Below are 15546 nucleotides of genomic sequence, written 5' to 3'. Positions count from 1 at the left end.
CAGCCGGGCTGCGGCACCTTCTCGGCAAAGAAGGCAAATCCCGAACCTTTTCAACGCCAGCCGGTTCGCATGCGGCCCATCTTTGACACGCGGTGGCTTGGCTCGACCTGTCTCAACGCTCGCTGGAAGCGCTGCTCCGCGCCATTGCGGCGTTATTGCTTCGACAGATGAAAGATAAACATCGAGAACAGTTCGGATTGGCTAGAGATATCAAGCTTCTGGTGAATATTCTTGCGGTGGATTTTTACCGTCCCCTCGGCGATGTTCAGCGCATCGGCGATAGCCGCGCTCGAATGTCCACGCAGGATCAGCGAGGTGATCTCGATCTCGCGCGGCGTCAGCACGCCGCCTGTCATCCGGTTCAGAGTCGCGTTTATCGGATCGACCGGTTCGCCATCGGTTTCCCTCGAACTGAGGCGAGCGTTGCTCCAGTTCCGTTCGATCAAAAGGCGGATCACCGGTTCGGCATCGTGGATAGCCTTGAGGTCGCGCCGTCCGAAGGCGGGTGATTCCATCGGGCGGGTGAAACTGATGACGATGGCCGCGCTCCCCGCCGGCCGGCAGACGATGCCAACCTCGTCGCGGATTTTTGTCAGGCCGTAATGCTGGCGGAAATATTCCGAACTGTAGAACTGGTCCGGCGCCATCCTTCTCAGTTGCCTGACCCCGATGACCTTGGGGTCCGTCGCCGCGCGATAGAAGGGATCGAGCAGATAGGGTCCGTTTGCATAGGCGGTGATCACGGTCGCCGCGCGTACGGGATCGATATTGTGGTAGAGGCAGATCGGCTTTTCCGTGCCGGAATAGGCGAAGATCATCACGATATCTAGGTCGATGACCGCCTTCAGCGCCTCTTCGATACGCTGCGGGAAGTCCGGCGTGCCGACCTCCTGGATCGCCGCGGCGATCTTTCGGTTCCACGGCGCAAAGCCTGCAATCACCACGATCTTCTTGTCCTCTGGCCGGGTTTCTAGGGCCTGTTCGAGGCTGCCCGAATTTTCGTCTCGTCTATCCCTATCGGGATATTCAGTTGCGTGCAGGTCGACCCTAGCCTCGGGGCGAAAATATCGAGGCGGGCATATATGTCGACAGTCAATGAAGCCGGTGCGGCCTTCGCGTCTGGTGTTGAAAAGCTTGGCGCCAGGGCCGTGCACATCGGCATGATGGACCCGGCCGGCGAATTTCGCGACAAGCTGGTCTCTGTCGACAAGGCAGTCAAGCTGGCCGCCAGGGGCTATCCGTTCTGCGAGGTTCTCTATTTCTGGGATATCGCCGAGAAAACCTTCATTGACGGTGCTTTCGTCGACCGGCCGGCATTCCTCGATGCCGCGAGCCTGCGCAAATATCCGTTCGCGGAGGATGCGGCGCTCTGCATCGCCGATTTCTCAGGCGATTTCGGCAAGCGCTCGCCGCGCAATCTTTGCCAAAGGCTGATGGGGGAGGCCGCTGAACTTGGCTTCGACGTGTTCTCGGCCTTCGAATACGAGTTCTTCCTGTTCGACGAGACGCCCGAAAGCCTGCGCGCCAAGGATTATCGCGACCTTACCTATTTCGCGCAGGGTAACCGCACCTATTCGCTGCAGACATCGGCCATCCATGGCGACCTCCTGCAGGGCCTGCACGATACGATGACGACGATGGGGATCGGCCTCGACGCCATCCACACCGAGCTTGGTCCGGGCTGTTTCGAGGCACCGCTCACCTACGCCAAAGGCTTGAAATCGCCCGATGACGCGGCGCTGTTCAAGAATTTCGCCAAGGCCTATTTCTCGCGCCACGGCCTGACCGCCGGCTTCATGTCGAAGCTTTCGCCGGCGCTGCCTGGCCAGTCCGGCCACCTGCATGTCTCCATGCGCGACCGGCAGGGCAATCCGGTGTTCGCCGATGCCGGCGCGCAGGATGGTCTCAGCAAACTCGGGCGTCATTTCATCGGCGGCTTGGTCAGGCTTATGCCGGAATTGCTGGCTATGTGCGCCCATACCGTCAACGCCTACAAGCGGCTGGTGCCTGGCGCCTGGGCGCCGACCGCGGCCAATTGGGGTGTCCAGAACCGGACGGCGGCGGTGCGCGTCATCAATGACGAGCCCGAATCCACCCGCGTCGAGTTTCGCGTGCCCTCGGCCGACGCCAATCCCTATCTGGCGCTGGCGCTCTGCGTCGGCGCCGGCCTTTACGGCATCCGCAACGAGATCGAGCCGCCGGCCGGCAGCGGCGAGAATTTCTATGCCGCGAAGCCTTCACCGGAGGCGGTCTTCCCGTCCGATCTCGGCCAGGCGGCGGAGCGGCTCAACGCAAGCACAACCGCCCGCGAGATCTTCGGCGAGGACTTCATCGACAGCTTCGTGACCGGACGACGCTTTGAATATGGCGAGTACCAGAAACAGGTAAGCGAATGGGAGATCAGGCGGTACCTCGGCATCGTCTGATCGGGAGTTTTTTGGGCTGATAACAAAGGAAGGGAACAGGCAAATGAAAAAGGAAACATCAGGCATCGAGGGCGTCGATCGCCGCGCGGTGCTGAAGGGCATGGGCGGCCTCGGGCTGGCGGTCGCGGGCGCCGGCATACTCGGCATGCCGAAAGGCGCATCCGCCGCCGAGAGCCTCAACTACATGTGCTGGGAAGGCTACAACGCGCCGTCCATCCTGGACCCGTTCCAGAAGCAGAAGGACGTCTCCATTTCCGTCGACCTGATCACTGACTCCGCGGGCGGCTTCGCCAAGCTCGCCGCCGGTGCGTCGAAGGATTTCGACCTCGTTTCATCAGACAGCCCCTGGATCGCACGCATGGGGCCGGCGGGCATCTGCCGCTACATCGACGACAAGGATTTCGCCGACCAATACGCCGAATTCTACCCGCAGTTCCGTGCGCCCTTCACGCCGCTGCAATTCGAAGGCAAGGCAACCGGCTTGCCGACCCGCTGGGGCTGGGTCGGACCGACGGTCAACACCAAGTTCGACAAGCTCGAGACCTGGTCGAGCTACGCGCCGGTTTTCGACGCCGCCTACAAGGACAAGATCTGCCTGCTGGACTGGGGCGATTGGCCGATCATGCCGCTGGCCCTTTACGCCGGCGTCAATCCCTATGTCGAACTCGACCAGGCAGCACTCGACGAAGTGCGCAAGGTGCTGCGCGCCGCCTTCAAGAACACCCGTGCCATCGTCGCCGACCTGGCGATCGCCCAGAAAGGCCTGATCGACGGCTCGTTCCGGGCGCTGATCGGCGGCGGCACCTACGCCACTTCGTCGCTGCGCATGAAGGGCCACGACTACATCCAATCGATCGTGCCCGAGCCGAAGAATGGCCTCAAGCAGGGCATCATCTGGATGGAGGCAACGGGCCTGATCGCAAACGACCGCGACTCCAAGGTCGCCGCCGACTTCCTGAAATACATCGTCTCGCCGGAGGTGGCCAAGCAGCTATCGATCACCGAGGCGACCTGTAATCTCGTTCCGAACGCCAAGACGGAAGCGCTGTTCTCGGACGCCGAGAAGAAGGCGCTGCAGATGGATTACATGTGGACGGCCTGGGACAACAGCCACTTCCACACGGTCGCGCCGAACATCGACGACATGCTGGCGATCTGGCAGGAAGAACTGGCCGCGCGTTGAACGTCATTTATTGAATTGAAGCCCGCGCGTTCCGGCGCGCGGGCTCCATCATATTTTCACCCACATTCAGGGCGGGCGAGTTTTGACAACCGCAATCATCAACGCGCCGATCATCAATGCGTCTGGCATAGTCAAGGACTATGGCTCCATGCGAGCCTTGCATGGCGTGTCCCTCGACATCGGCGCGGGCGAATTCATGGCGCTTGTCGGCCCTTCCGGTTGCGGCAAGACCACGCTGCTGAAGATCCTTGCCGGTTTCGAGGACCCGACCGCCGGCGTGCTGGAAATCCAGGGCCAGAATATGCAGGGCATGCCGGCCGCGAAGCGGCCGACGCGCATGGTCTTCCAGAAGCTGGCCCTGTTTCCGCACAAGACAGTGTCGGACAATATCGGCTTTCCGCTCAAGCTGCAGAAGGTGGCGAAGGCCGAGATGGACCAGCGCATATCAGCCATGCTCGACCTCATGCATCTTAAGCGCGAATACCTGACACGCTATCCCGTACAGCTTTCCGGCGGCGAACAGCAACGCGTGGCGCTCGCCCGCGCGCTGATCTCGCGCCCGAGCGTGCTTCTGCTCGACGAGCCGATGAGCGCGCTCGACGCCAAGCTGAAGAAATCGCTGCAGGCCGAGCTGAAGAAGCTGCATCGCGAACTCGGCACCAGCTTCGTCCTCGTTACCCACGATTTGGAAGAAGCCATGATGCTTGCCGATCGTATCTGCGTCATGCGTGCCGGCGAAGTTGTGCAACTGGGCACGCCGTCGGATATCTACTACCGCCCGGCCAACATGTTCGTCGCCGGCTTCATCGGCGAAACCAACTTCTTGCCGGTGTCCGTCTCGCGCGACGGTTGCGACGCAAAGGTTACTTCACCGCTGGTTGGCGACAACGCAGCCGTGATCGCCGGGGAGCGGATTTCTCTCTTCCTGGGCAGCGGCGCGACAGCCCTGCTGGTTCGTCCCGAGACCATCCGTTTCGTCACCGGCGCGGCTGAACCCGGCGAATGGGTGCTGAACGGCACCGTCGAGGAGTATTTCATCAAGGGTTCGTCCACGCAGTATCGCGTGCGCGTCCCCGGCCTGGACAAGGCCGTGGTCATGGATCTCGCCGGTTCGCTCGATCTGCCCGCCAAGGTCTCCGACAGCGTCAGGATCGGCTTTCATCCGACCCGCAGCTTCCTGCTTTCGGAGTGAGCCGTGCGGACCGATAGCAAGCGCTGGGGTGATCCGGTTCTCGTGGGGGCGGTGGCGCCGCTCGCGGTCGTGATGCTGCTGTTCTTCATCATTCCGTTGCTGATGACGGTGGTGCTGTCGTTCCAGACGACGCAATTCTATCGCCTGTCCTGGACCTCGGACCTCAAGGTCTGGACCGAAGTGTTCTCCAAGCCGCATTACTGGACCATCATGGCGCGAACCGTCGCCATGGCCTTGGTGTGCGTGGTCGTCTGCGTGCTCATCGCCTTTCCCGCCGCCTACGCGCTGGCGACGCGGCTCAGGGCCTATAATGCGCAGATCCAGATCCTGATCATCTTCGCCTTCCTGACCGACGCGGTGCTGAAAACCTTCGGCTGGATCCTCGTGCTCGACAAGAGCGGCGTCGCCAACTGGCTGCTGGCGCATCTGGGCCTCGGCCCGGAAGCGCTCAATCTCCTGTTCACGCCGACCGGCACGATGATCGGCATGGTCTATGGCCTCGTCGTCTATCCGATGTTCACCATCTATTTGTCGCTGGCACGCATCGACCGGGACCTGGTGCTGGCCGCCTATGATTCCGGCGCATCGCGGCTGCGCGCATTCTTCGAAGTGACGCTGCCGCTTGCCCGTCCGGGGCTCTATTGCGGCGCCGTGCTGGTCTTCGTGCTCAGCCTCGGCGCATTCCTCGAACCGAAGGTGCTCGGCGGCGGCACCGCGCCATTGGCTTCCGAGCTGATCCGCCAAAGCTTCGAGACGCGGGTCAACTGGCCTCTCGGTGCGGCGCTGACGCTGGTGCTGATCGTCATCGGCGCTCTGTCGCTGTCGCTCGCTGCCTTTATCCTGATGCGCGGGTCGGCCAACCACGAAAGGTCTGTCCGATGATCCCGGAACGCCTGAAGAACAGGGTTGTCGACGTTTTCCTCGTCGGCACCATGGCGCTGCTGATCCTGTTCTTCTACGTGCCGATCCTCACGCTGGTGGTGTTTTCCTTCACCGACAGCCGCGTGCTGACCTTCCCGATCGAAGGTTTCTCGCTCGAATGGTATGGCGAACTGTTCCGCAAGCCCGACTTCCTGCCGGCGGTCGCGAATTCCGCGATCGTCGCGGCGATCTCGACGGTCTTTGCCACGGTGCTCGGCTCGGCCGGAGCCGTGGCGTGGATCCGCTATCGCTTCCGCTTCCAGAACATCTTCCGCACCGTCAGCTTCCTGCCGCTGCTGTTCCCGCAACTGCTGCTCGGCGTGGTGATGCTGCTGTGGTTCTCGGTGCTCGGCAACTGGCTGGGTTTTTCGACCGGGCTGGCGACGGTGATCATCGGCCACATCGTCTACATCACCCCCTTTGCGCTGGTTATCGTGGCCGTGCAGGTCTATGGCTTCGACGAGACGCTGGAGGACGCCGCGCGCGATGCCGGCGCCACCGGCTGGGACGTGTTCCGCGAAATCACTTTCCCGCTGCTGTGGCCCGGCATCCTCTCCGCCGCGACCTTCGCGTTTCTCCTTTCCTGGGGAAATTTCTACGTCTCCTATTCGCTGGCAGGTACGGCGCGCACGCTGCCGATCTTCGTCTACAGCGGCATCGCCGTCGGCTCCTCGCCGATCTATCCGGCGCTCGCCACGCTCAATTTCATCCCCGCCCTGATCCTGGTTTTCCTGGTCGATTTCCTGCGACGCCGGGCGCTCAAACGACAGAAGCTGGCGACAGCCTGACCTCAAGCCAATTTCCAAGCCAATTCAAGGTAATGATCCCATGACCGCTTTCACCCCGGCCGTCTCCGGCAACTGGAGCTTTCCGACCTCTGTGCGCTTCGGCAATGGCCGGATCGCCGAACTGGCCGGTATCGTTCGTGAACTCGGCGCGAAGCGGCCGCTGGTCGTCACCGATGATGGCCTGAAGACGCTCTTTCCAGTGCAGCGCACGCTCGAAGTGCTGAAGGCGAGCGGGCTGGATGCCGGCTTCTTCCACAACGTCAAGCCGAACCCGACCGGCGGCAATGTCGCCGACGGCGTGGCCGTTCTGAAGCAGGGCCAGCACGACCTGGTCGTCGCCATCGGCGGCGGCAGCGCGCTCGATGCCGCCAAGGCGATCGCGCTGATGGCGACGCAATCCATCCCGATGTGGGATCTGGAGGATATCGGTGACAACTGGAAGCGTGCCGACACGTCCCACCTCGTTCCTGTCATCGCCATACCGACGACCGCCGGCACCGGCTCCGAGCTCGGCCGCGCCTCGGTCATCACCAACGAGGCTGAGAAGCGCAAGGTCATCGTCTTCCATCCGCGCATGATGCCGGATGTGGTGCTCATGGACCCCGAGCTGACCACCGGACTGCCCGCCCATATCACGGCGGCCACCGGCATGGACGCGCTCTCGCATGCGTTGGAAGCCTATTGCGCGCCGAGCTATCACCCCATGGCCGAAGGCATCGCGCTCAATGCCTTGAGGCTGATCAAGACCTGGCTGCCGGTCGCCGTGGAGGATGGGCAGAACATCGAAGCCCGCGCGCAGATGCTGATCGCGTCGGGCATGGGCTGCGTGGCCCTGCAGAAGGGCCTCGGCGCGATCCATGCGCTCGCCCATCCGCTCGGAGCTCTCTACGACACCCACCACGGCCTGCTCAACGCCGTGCTGATGCCCTATGTCGTCGAATTCAACGCCCCGGTGGTGGAAGAGAAGCTCAGCCTGCTTGCGCGCTTCCTCGACCTTCCGACGCACGATGCTCGAGCGGTCGTGGACTGGATCATCGAACTGCGGGTCCGATTGAACATCCCCGCCACGTTGCCGGGGATCGGGCTGACCGACATCGACGAGGAGCGCGTCGCCACGATGGGCGAGAGCGACCCTTGCGCCGGCGGCAACCCGATCAAACTCGATCGCGACAAACTGCGAGCCATCCTGCGGGCCGCCATCTCAGGCTGACCCGCAAAGGCCCTGGGCAAAGGCCGGTCAGCCGGCTGCCTTCATCCAGTGTTCCATGGTCGTCACCGACCGGGCGAGTTGCGGCGCCGGATGAATCGTTTCGCTGAATGTTGCGGCCGCACGCCATCCCCAGCGCGGATCGGCAAGGAAGGCGCGCGCCAGCGCCACCATGTCGGCGCGGCCCTCGGCGAGAATTGCCTCGGCCTGCTTGGGATCGTCGATCAGCCCGACCGCGCGGGTCGGGATGCCGGCACCCTTGCGCACCGCTTCCGCCAGGTGCACCTGATAGCCGGGGCCGGTGGGCAATTTCTGCAGCGGCGAATTGCCGCCGCTGGAGCAGCAGAGATAGGCGACGCCCTCGGCCTTCAGTGCCTTCGCCACCTCGATCGCATCCTCGACTTCGAAGCCGCCATCGACCCAGTCTTTCACCGACAACCGCGCGCCGAGCATCAGCTTCGGCACCGCTTTCTTCACTGCCTTGGCGATTTCGACGACAAGGCGCATCCGGTTTTCCAGCGAGCCGCCCCAGCGGTCGGTGCGTTGATTGGACAATGGCGAGAGGAACTGGAAGATCAGGTAGCCATGCGCGGCATGCAGTTCGATGAAGTCGAAGCCGGCGCGTTCGGCCCGCCTTGCGGCTTGAGCGAACCGTTCGATGAGCTGCAGGATCTCTTCCTCATCGAGCGCGCGCGGCACATTCCAACCGGTGTCGTAGGCGATGGCCGAAGCCGAGACGGTCTGCCACGGATCCTCGTTTGGCTGCAGCGGCCCGCCACCTTCCCAAGGCTTGCGGTTCGAGGCCTTGCGGCCGGCATGGGCAAGCTGCGTGCCGAACTTCGTGCCGGGGGCGGCCACGCGCCTGGCGGCGTCCAGGGCACGACGGGCGGCGGCTTCATTGTCGTCGGAATAGAGACCCAGGCAACCATGCGAAATGCGCCCGCGCCGCTCGACATCGGTCATCTCCACCGTGACCATGCCGGCACCAGACATGGCCAGGTTCATCCAGTGGTAAAGATGCCAGTCGCTGGCGCAGCCGTCCTCGGCGGAATACTGGCACATCGGAGCGACAGCGATACGGTTGAGGAAGGCGAGGCCGTCGAGCGTGATCGGCTGGAAAAGCGATGTTGTCATGAAAAGGGGCTCCGGGAGAGGTAAGCAGCTGTCTAGGCAATGGATCGAGAGCGCGCCAGACACGAGACGGTGAAACGTATTTTTGAACCATTCGCCTGCATTGCGCAAATACCGGTTGGCGGCTACGCCTCGACCCATAGCATGGAGACCATGATGGAAGACCGCATCCGCATCCGTTCGGAAGAAATTCTCTCCGACGACTGGGCTGTCCTGAAGAAGACTGTCCTCGATTACCGCCGGCGCGACGGCCAGTGGGAGACGCAGGTCCGACAGACCTATGATCGCGGCGATGGCGCGGTGATCTTGCCATACGACCCTCAGCGCTCGACGGTGCTGCTGGTGCGCCAGTTCCGCTATCCCGCCTACGTCACCGGTCACCGCGAACCGCTGATCGAGGCCTGTGCCGGGCTGCTCGACGAAAACGATCCGGAGACCGCCATCCGCAAGGAGGCCGAGGAAGAACTCGGCTACCGGCTGCAGCATGTGGAACGGCTGTTCTCGCCTTACATGAGCCCGGGCAGCGTCACCGAGCGGCTCTGGTTCTTTGTTGCGCGCTATTCGCCCGCCGACCGTATCTCGGCCGGCGGCGGCGCACCGGAGGAGGGGGAGGACATCGAGGTTCTGGAAATGCCGCTCGACGAGGCGTTGGCCGGCATTGCCGACGGCCGCATCGTCGATGCCAAGACGATTATTTTGATCCAGCATCTGAAGCTGAACCCGATCCTTGCCTGACCAGTGGTCTGGCACTCCCGGGCGACCTCATTGAGGCGTATATTAGCAATAAACGATATATTAATGGCTGTGATGCAGCCTTTGGCACAGAATGGGACACCTCCTCATCGACGTTCCCAGCGCCCTGGAGGGCCGGGACGCCTGACCAATGCGGAGCAAGCGCATGAGTGTCGGAGCAGCTCTCGAACAATTGCTGCGGTTGATTTATCGCCGAGCCATGAAATTGTCTGTGTTGCCGGAGGATGAAAGGGATCCGCACTACGATCTCATCCGTCTGTCATGTTGCGCGGCCGCCGAACACATTGGGCAGAGCCCTGACCAGGCGGCCATAACGGCAAACGACATGGTTGAGTTTGTTCGCGCACTGGTCGGAATCATTGAGGTGGGCTGTGGGCCAGACCATGGCCGAAGCGCCGATCAGCCGTCGCCGGTGCAACGTCCTGATGGCCAAGAGAGTGGCACCACGCGCATCTAGCAAACAGGAAGAAGGTCACCTGTGACGGTCGTATGGCTTTCATTGTGGTGCGGACGACGGGAATCGAACCCGTACGATCAGAGATCGAGGGATTTTAAGTCCCTTGCGTCTACCAATTCCGCCACGTCCGCAGGCCCGCCCTTTTCAGATGTCAGACACAGGCCGTCAAGTCGTGTTCTTGAGCTGTCTGAACGCGCACCCCAGAGGAGGAGGCGTGGCGATACTGGTGTGATCGCGGAATTATCCGCGCCGCGCGCAATGAGTAAGGTGTTTGGGCGGTGGACTTGCTCCGCCGAGGCCGGCGTCTACCAGGCCCAACCCATTCCCCCGCCCACTGGGGGCGCCGGCCGCCCCTCTCGTCGAATTGCCGACTGCGTTACAGGCGTCGCGCGCCGATCGATATCGGCAGGGATCAGAACTTGTAGCTGAGATTGATCCCGACGGTGTTCAGCTTCGTATCCTGGTCGCGGCCGACGAAATCGGCGGATCCATCATAGTGCTCGGAGCCGAAATCATAATAGCGATACTGCGCGCCGACGACGAACTTGTCGGTCAGCGCATAGTCGACGCCGGCACCTACGGTCCAACCGACATTCGTGCGTGTCTGGGAGAAGGCGGAGCCCGAGGCTTGCGAGGTTTCGATACCGGCAAAGGCGATGCCGCCTATGCCGTAGACCAGCACCCTGTCCATGGCGTAGCCGGCCTTGGCGTTGACCGAGCCGAACCATTTGATGTCGGTGCCGAAATTGTTTCCCGGCTCCGCCTCGGTCGTGCCGTCTACAGCGGAATAGTTGAGGTCGGCTTCCGCGCCGATCACCGCCTGGTCGAACTGCCAAAGCCCGGCGACGTGCCCGCCGACGAAACCGCCATCGACGTCAGGCGAGACGGAAAACGGTTCGCCCTCCGTTCCTGAGATGTCGGATTGGCCCCAGCCATAGCCTGCCTGCAGGCCGGCGTAGTATCCGGTCCAGTCAAAGCCTGGCGCGGTCATCGGCACGTCGACTGTCGGGTCGGCCGCGAAAGCCGGCATGGACAGGGCGGCAAGAAGACCGGCGCTTGCGACCACTAGGCGATGCATCGAACTCCCCGGATGAAGAGCCAGAAAGATCCTTGGCAGGCAGGGTAGACCGATTTACGACAAAACGGAATCCTATTTCTGGTTGCGGCCTGTGCCGCTCGCCGACCCGCGGTTTGGCGCTGGTCAAAACCAGGCAGGCTTGGCACAGTCGTGCAAACAGGAGTCCCTTCATGGCAAAGAAGCCGGCGGCGCATGCGACGAAACCCAAGCCCTGGACCGAGATGGCGACGCATCTGGTCGACGTCGCCATGGGTCGCAAGCCCGCCGACCTCGTCATTCGCAACGGCCGCTGGGTGAATGTTCACTCGGGTGAGATCATCGCCGGCACCGACATCGCCATTGCCGGCGGCCGTTTCGCCTATTGTGGGCCGAATGCCAGCCACGCCATCGCCCAGGGCACCAAGGTGGTCGATGCCGGCGGGCGCTATCTGGTGCCAGGCCTCTGCGACGCGCACATGCATGTCGAGAGCGGCATGGTGACGGTCACCGAATTCTGCCGCGCCGTCATTCCGCACGGCACGACGTCGATGTTCATCGATCCGCACGAGATCGCCAATGTGCTCGGCTTGCCCGGTGTGCGGCTGATGCATGACGAGGCGGTGGCGATGCCCATCAACGTGCATGTGCAGATGCCGTCCTGCGTGCCTTCGGCGCCTGGGCTGGAACATGCCGGCGCCGAGTTGACGGTTGCCGATGTCGCGGAAGCCATGACCTGGGAAAACATTATCGGGCTCGGCGAAGTGATGAATTTTCCGGGCGTCGCCGCCAACGATCCGGTCATGTCGGGCGAGATCGCGGCGACGGTCCATGCGGGCAAGACGGTCGGCGGCCACTACGCTTCGCGCGATCTCGGCCTGCCGTTCCACGGCTATGTCGCCGGCGGCCCCGAGGACGATCACGAAGGCACGCGCGCCGAGGACGCCATCGCCCGCGTGCGCCAGGGCATGAAGGCCATGCTGCGGCTGGGCTCGGCCTGGTACGACGTCGCCTCGCAGATCAAGGCGGTGACGGAGAGCGGCATCGATCCGCGTAACTTCATCCTGTGCACCGACGACAGCCATTCAGGCACGCTGGTGCACGAAGGTCACATGGATCGGGTGGTGCGCCACGCCATCAGCCAAGGGCTGAAGCCGGTGACGGCGATCCAGATGGCCACGATCAACACCGCCCAGCATTTCCGGCTGGAACGCGAGATCGGTTCGATCGCGCCGGGGCGGTTGGGCGACCTGCTGATTGTCTCCGATCTCGCGGCAATGACCATCGACGAGGTCTATGCGCGAGGCGTCAGGCTGGCCAAGGGCGGTAAGCTCGACATCGACATTCCGGCTTACGACTACCCGAAGACGGCGAAGAACACCGTCAAGTTGGGCAAGAAGCTGAAGGCCGGCGATTTCGATATCGCCGCCCCCAAGGGCGCCAACGAGGTGCGGGTGCGGGTCATCGGCGTCATCGAGAACCAGGCGCCGACGCGGGCGCTGGAAGCGGATCTACCGGTCGAGGACGGGCTGGTCGCCATGGATCGCCGCAACGACGTCTGCCAGATCGCGCTCGTCGAGCGCCACAGGGGAACGGGCGGCGTCACCAACGCCTTCGTCTCCGGGTTCGGCTACATGAGCGATTGCGCCATGGCCTCGAGCGTGGCGCATGACGCCCACCACATCATCTGCGTCGGCACCAACAAGCGGGACATGGCGCTGGCGGTCAACCGGCTGGGCGAAGTCGGCGGCGGCGTCGTGCTGTTTTCCAAGGGCAAGGAACTGGCGCTGGTCGAAATGCCGATCGCCGGGCTGATGTCGGACGAGCGCGCTGAGATCGTCGCCGCCAAGGCGGAGAAACTGACCGAGGCGATGCGAAAGATGGGCTGTTCCCTGAACAACGCCTACATGCAGCATTCGCTTTTGGCGCTGGTGGTCATCCCGGAACTCAGGATTTCCGATGTCGGCCTGATCGATGTGACGACCTTCCAGAAGGTCGACCTGTTCATCTGAGACCAGGCACCGGCGCCTCGCTCACCCGCCGGTGACGATGGTCAGCACCTTGAACGGCGTGGTGATGACGACCTCGGCGACCGAACCGACGGCCTTGCCGAGGCCTTGGCCGAGATTGTTGAGCTGTGCCGGGTCGGGTTCGTCGGAGGCCAGGCCGGCAGGGGTGCGCAGCCGGTCGCCAAGCAACTGCACCAGGATCGGATTGTCGGCGAATTTTGCGTGGTTGAGGCCACCGTCGCCGCCCTTGGCCTTTGTCAGGTCGACCACGGAGACGCCATAGCTGGCGAGATCGGCCGCATTGCCATAGTCGCCGACACGCGGCTTGTCGCCAGAGATAAGGGAAGACAATTTGAGCGCCCGGTCATCGCCCGAAAGCAGCACGGCAAACGGCTTGTCCGGCTTGCCGTAGCGTATCATCTGCTTCTTGAACACGTCGACATCGATGTCGGGCGAAGCCAGGACGACATAGCCGAGCTTGCCGTTGAGATCGCGGTCGCCGGTGATGGCGAGCTGGCGCAGCGCCTCCATGGTCAGCCAGGTACCCATTGAATGGGCGATGATGTCGATGCTCTTGACCCGCGTCTTGGCGAGCATCCTCAGCGTCGCCTCGAGATCGTCGCGAGCGGCGTTGGCGCTGTCCTTGTCGTAGATATAGCCCGTCGTCTTGGCGCTCGACGCCCAGGAGAACAGAACCGGCGTGCCGGGATATTTCGTATCGTGGGCGATCTGCGTCAGCCGATAGATGCCGTCGTCGAAGCCGTTGTTGAAGCCGTGCACGAACACCAGGGCGCGATCGCCGCGCATGGCGATGTCGGCGCCGACCGCCTTGGCGAATTGTGGGGCATCGCCATAGTGGACGACATTGGTGGCGGTGAATTGCTTGGCCGGGTTCGAATTGGCCGAGCCCTTGGCCCGCTCGATAGCTCCGACCTGGTGGACCTTCGGCACGGTGACATCGACGCGGGCGTAGCTTGTGGTCAACGAGCGATCGCCGTCGAATACCTGCCGCGGATCCTTGGTCGCCTGCTGGCGGGTGGTGGCGACAAAGATCTCGTGGGTGGCCGCTATGTCGTAGGCAGGTACCGCGACCGTCGTCTTGTTGAGCAGATCATGCGTGTTCTGGCCAGCACAGCCGGCAACGGCGAGCGCAAAGGCGACGACGAAACTGTTCAAGCGCAAGGTCAAGCGCCGGCTCCCGCGACGGGGACGTCAAACGCATGACGTCGCACACCATTCCGATATAGCCAGAGGTCGGCGCGGTCCAGTTCAAAGTGACCGGATACTGCCGCAAGGGTGAACGGACACGGCGAAATCCGTGGTGCCGCATCTATTGCCCGAGCAGGCTGATACGGTCGGTCACGTCCCGGTCGCTGGCAAAGCCGTCATCCTCGCGCAGCCGCTGGCCGATCATCTTCACCAGGGCCGGATTGTCGGCGAATTTCGTGTGGTTGAAGCTGTCGCTGCCCTTGACCTTGGAGAGATCGACGACCGTCACGCCATAGGAGGCAAGATCGGCGGCATCCTTGTAATCGCCGACGCGCGGCCGCGAACCGGCGATCAGGCCGGAGAGTCTCAGCGCTCGGTCGTCGTCGGACAACAGCAGGATGAACGGCTTGTCGGGCTTGCCATAGCGGCGCATCTGGCTCTTGAACACATCGACATCGATGTCGGGCGAGGCAAGCACCACGTCGCCGAGCTTGCCGCCGAGATCACGGTCGCCGCTGATGGCCATCTGACGCAGCGTTTCCATGGTCACCCAGGTTCCCATCGAATGCGCGACAATGTCGATGCGCCGCGCGCCGGACTGCTCCAGCATGCGCAATGTCACTTCGAGCTGGTCGCGTGCGGCGCTGGCACTTTCCTTGTCATAGACATAGTCGGTGGTCCTTGCGCCCGAGGCCCAGGAAAACAGCACCGGCGTGCCCGGATAGCCGGAATCGTGGACGATCTGGGTCAAGCGATAGACCGCGTCGTCGAAGCCGGTGTTGTAGCCGTGGACGAAGACCATGACGCGGCCGCCGCGCGCCGCGATATCGGCGTTGAGCGCGCTGGAAAATTTCGGCTGCGCGTCGTAGCCAACGACCTCGGAAGCCATGAAATATTTGGCCGGATCATCCGACTTGCCGCGTGAGCGCCGTTCGATCTGGCCAGTCTTGTGAAGCCCTGGGACGGTGACATTCACGCGCGCATAGTTCAGCGTCGCCGAGCGCTCACCGTCGAAAACCTTGTTGGGATCATCGGATTTCTTGCGTGTCGTGGCGATGAAGATGGAGTGGTTGCCGGCGATTTCTGTCACCGGCGCGGCGACGATGGCGCTGCCAAGCAATTCCTGCGTTTGCGGGCCGGCGCAGCCGGCGACGAGCAAGGCGATAACAACGGTAAGTATCTTCTTCAAAGGCACGTCTGAATTCCACTCCGGCCA

The 15546-nt window shown here is 62.8% G+C and carries 14 protein-coding genes and 1 tRNA gene; 9 read left to right on the top strand and 6 right to left on the bottom strand.

The window, feature by feature from the left end; all coding sequences use genetic code 11:
• Positions 1-152: 152 nt before the first annotated feature.
• Positions 153-1154, bottom strand: a complete 1002-nt coding sequence (locus tag AC07UC_RS23285) for a helix-turn-helix transcriptional regulator (protein WP_494907531.1) — start codon at positions 1152-1154, stop codon at positions 153-155.
• Here AC07UC_RS23285 and AC07UC_RS23280 point away from each other — a divergent pair.
• The 6 genes from AC07UC_RS23280 to AC07UC_RS23255 all read left to right on the top strand — a co-directional run bounded on the left by AC07UC_RS23280 (position 1083) and on the right by AC07UC_RS23255 (position 7720).
• Entirely contained in the window at positions 1083-2426 is a 1344-nt protein-coding gene (locus AC07UC_RS23280; protein ID WP_494907530.1) for a glutamine synthetase family protein, read from the top strand. The genes AC07UC_RS23285 and AC07UC_RS23280 overlap by 72 nt on opposite strands.
• Positions 2427-2469: 43 nt before the next feature.
• The gene (locus AC07UC_RS23275; RefSeq protein ID WP_140767763.1) at positions 2470-3609 is read left to right on the top strand and encodes an ABC transporter substrate-binding protein; all 1140 of its coding nucleotides are present in this window, start codon (positions 2470-2472) and stop codon (positions 3607-3609) included.
• Positions 3610-3691: 82 nt separating this feature from the next.
• The gene (locus tag AC07UC_RS23270) at positions 3692-4801 is read left to right on the top strand and encodes an ABC transporter ATP-binding protein (RefSeq protein ID WP_494907529.1); all 1110 of its coding nucleotides are present in this window, start codon (positions 3692-3694) and stop codon (positions 4799-4801) included.
• Positions 4802-4804: 3 nt separating this feature from the next.
• Entirely contained in the window at positions 4805-5683 is an 879-nt protein-coding gene (locus AC07UC_RS23265) for an ABC transporter permease (protein ID WP_494907528.1), read from the top strand.
• Positions 5680-6510 (top strand): ABC transporter permease, encoded by an 831-nt coding sequence (locus AC07UC_RS23260; RefSeq protein WP_494907527.1) that lies wholly within the window; start codon positions 5680-5682, stop codon positions 6508-6510. Before AC07UC_RS23265 ends, AC07UC_RS23260 begins: the two co-directional genes overlap by 4 nt.
• A 40-nt stretch (positions 6511-6550) precedes the next feature.
• A complete protein-coding gene (locus AC07UC_RS23255) occupies positions 6551-7720 on the top strand; it encodes an iron-containing alcohol dehydrogenase (protein WP_494907526.1) in 1170 nt (389 codons plus the stop codon).
• 27 nt (positions 7721-7747) lie between these two features.
• Here AC07UC_RS23255 and AC07UC_RS23250 read toward each other — a convergent pair whose 3' ends face one another.
• Positions 7748-8851, bottom strand: a complete 1104-nt coding sequence (locus AC07UC_RS23250) for an NADH:flavin oxidoreductase/NADH oxidase (RefSeq protein ID WP_494907525.1) — start codon at positions 8849-8851, stop codon at positions 7748-7750.
• Between the two features lie 153 nt (positions 8852-9004).
• Here AC07UC_RS23250 and AC07UC_RS23245 point away from each other — a divergent pair, with 153 nt between their 5' ends.
• Together AC07UC_RS23245 and AC07UC_RS23240 are read left to right on the top strand one after the other, a co-directional pair.
• The gene (locus AC07UC_RS23245) at positions 9005-9583 is read left to right on the top strand and encodes an NUDIX domain-containing protein (RefSeq protein ID WP_140767757.1); all 579 of its coding nucleotides are present in this window, start codon (positions 9005-9007) and stop codon (positions 9581-9583) included.
• Positions 9584-9746: 163 nt separating this feature from the next.
• Positions 9747-10058 carry a hypothetical protein gene (locus AC07UC_RS23240; RefSeq protein WP_494907524.1) on the top strand — a complete coding sequence of 104 codons (312 nt, stop codon included), beginning with the start codon at positions 9747-9749 and terminating at the stop codon, positions 10056-10058.
• A 45-nt stretch (positions 10059-10103) separates the two neighbouring features.
• Here the strand turns inward: AC07UC_RS23240 and AC07UC_RS23235 are convergent.
• Positions 10104-10189: transfer RNA gene (locus tag AC07UC_RS23235), tRNA-Leu, on the bottom strand.
• A gap of 281 nt (positions 10190-10470) precedes the next feature.
• Positions 10471-11136, bottom strand: a complete 666-nt coding sequence (locus AC07UC_RS23230; protein ID WP_494907523.1) for an outer membrane protein — start codon at positions 11134-11136, stop codon at positions 10471-10473.
• Positions 11137-11306: 170 nt separating this feature from the next.
• Here AC07UC_RS23230 and ade point away from each other — a divergent pair, with 170 nt between their 5' ends.
• Positions 11307-13124, top strand: coding sequence for an adenine deaminase (ade, locus tag AC07UC_RS23225; RefSeq protein ID WP_494907522.1), 1818 nt, complete (start codon positions 11307-11309; stop codon positions 13122-13124).
• Positions 13125-13145: 21 nt separating this feature from the next.
• Here ade and AC07UC_RS23220 read toward each other — a convergent pair whose 3' ends face one another.
• Positions 13146-14309, bottom strand: a complete 1164-nt coding sequence (locus AC07UC_RS23220) for an alpha/beta hydrolase (protein WP_494907521.1) — start codon at positions 14307-14309, stop codon at positions 13146-13148.
• Between the two features lie 142 nt (positions 14310-14451).
• Complete coding sequence (locus tag AC07UC_RS23215; protein ID WP_140767752.1) at positions 14452-15525, bottom strand: alpha/beta hydrolase; 1074 nt, start codon at positions 15523-15525, stop codon at positions 14452-14454.
• Between the last annotated feature and the right edge of the window lie 21 nt (positions 15526-15546).

This window comes from Mesorhizobium sp. GW821-FHT04C10 (genome assembly GCF_059420305.1).
Note: the sequence above shows the minus strand (reverse complement) of the source record. Positions and strands in the feature narration are given on the sequence as shown.

What these genes read in the sequence shown, in the direction of transcription:
- AC07UC_RS23250 (WP_494907525.1), bottom strand. Translation starts at nt 8,851, where the DNA reads ATGACAACATCGCTTTTCCAGCCGATCACGCTCGACGGCCTCGCCTTC.
- AC07UC_RS23260 (WP_494907527.1), top strand. Translation starts at nt 5,680, where the DNA reads ATGATCCCGGAACGCCTGAAGAACAGGGTTGTCGACGTTTTCCTCGTC.
- AC07UC_RS23240 (WP_494907524.1), top strand. Translation starts at nt 9,747, where the DNA reads ATGAGTGTCGGAGCAGCTCTCGAACAATTGCTGCGGTTGATTTATCGC.
- AC07UC_RS23275 (WP_140767763.1), top strand. Translation starts at nt 2,470, where the DNA reads ATGAAAAAGGAAACATCAGGCATCGAGGGCGTCGATCGCCGCGCGGTG.
- AC07UC_RS23280 (WP_494907530.1), top strand. Translation starts at nt 1,083, where the DNA reads ATGTCGACAGTCAATGAAGCCGGTGCGGCCTTCGCGTCTGGTGTTGAA.
- AC07UC_RS23230 (WP_494907523.1), bottom strand. Translation starts at nt 11,136, where the DNA reads ATGCATCGCCTAGTGGTCGCAAGCGCCGGTCTTCTTGCCGCCCTGTCC.
- ade (WP_494907522.1), top strand. Translation starts at nt 11,307, where the DNA reads ATGGCAAAGAAGCCGGCGGCGCATGCGACGAAACCCAAGCCCTGGACC.
- AC07UC_RS23245 (WP_140767757.1), top strand. Translation starts at nt 9,005, where the DNA reads ATGGAAGACCGCATCCGCATCCGTTCGGAAGAAATTCTCTCCGACGAC.
- AC07UC_RS23255 (WP_494907526.1), top strand. Translation starts at nt 6,551, where the DNA reads ATGACCGCTTTCACCCCGGCCGTCTCCGGCAACTGGAGCTTTCCGACC.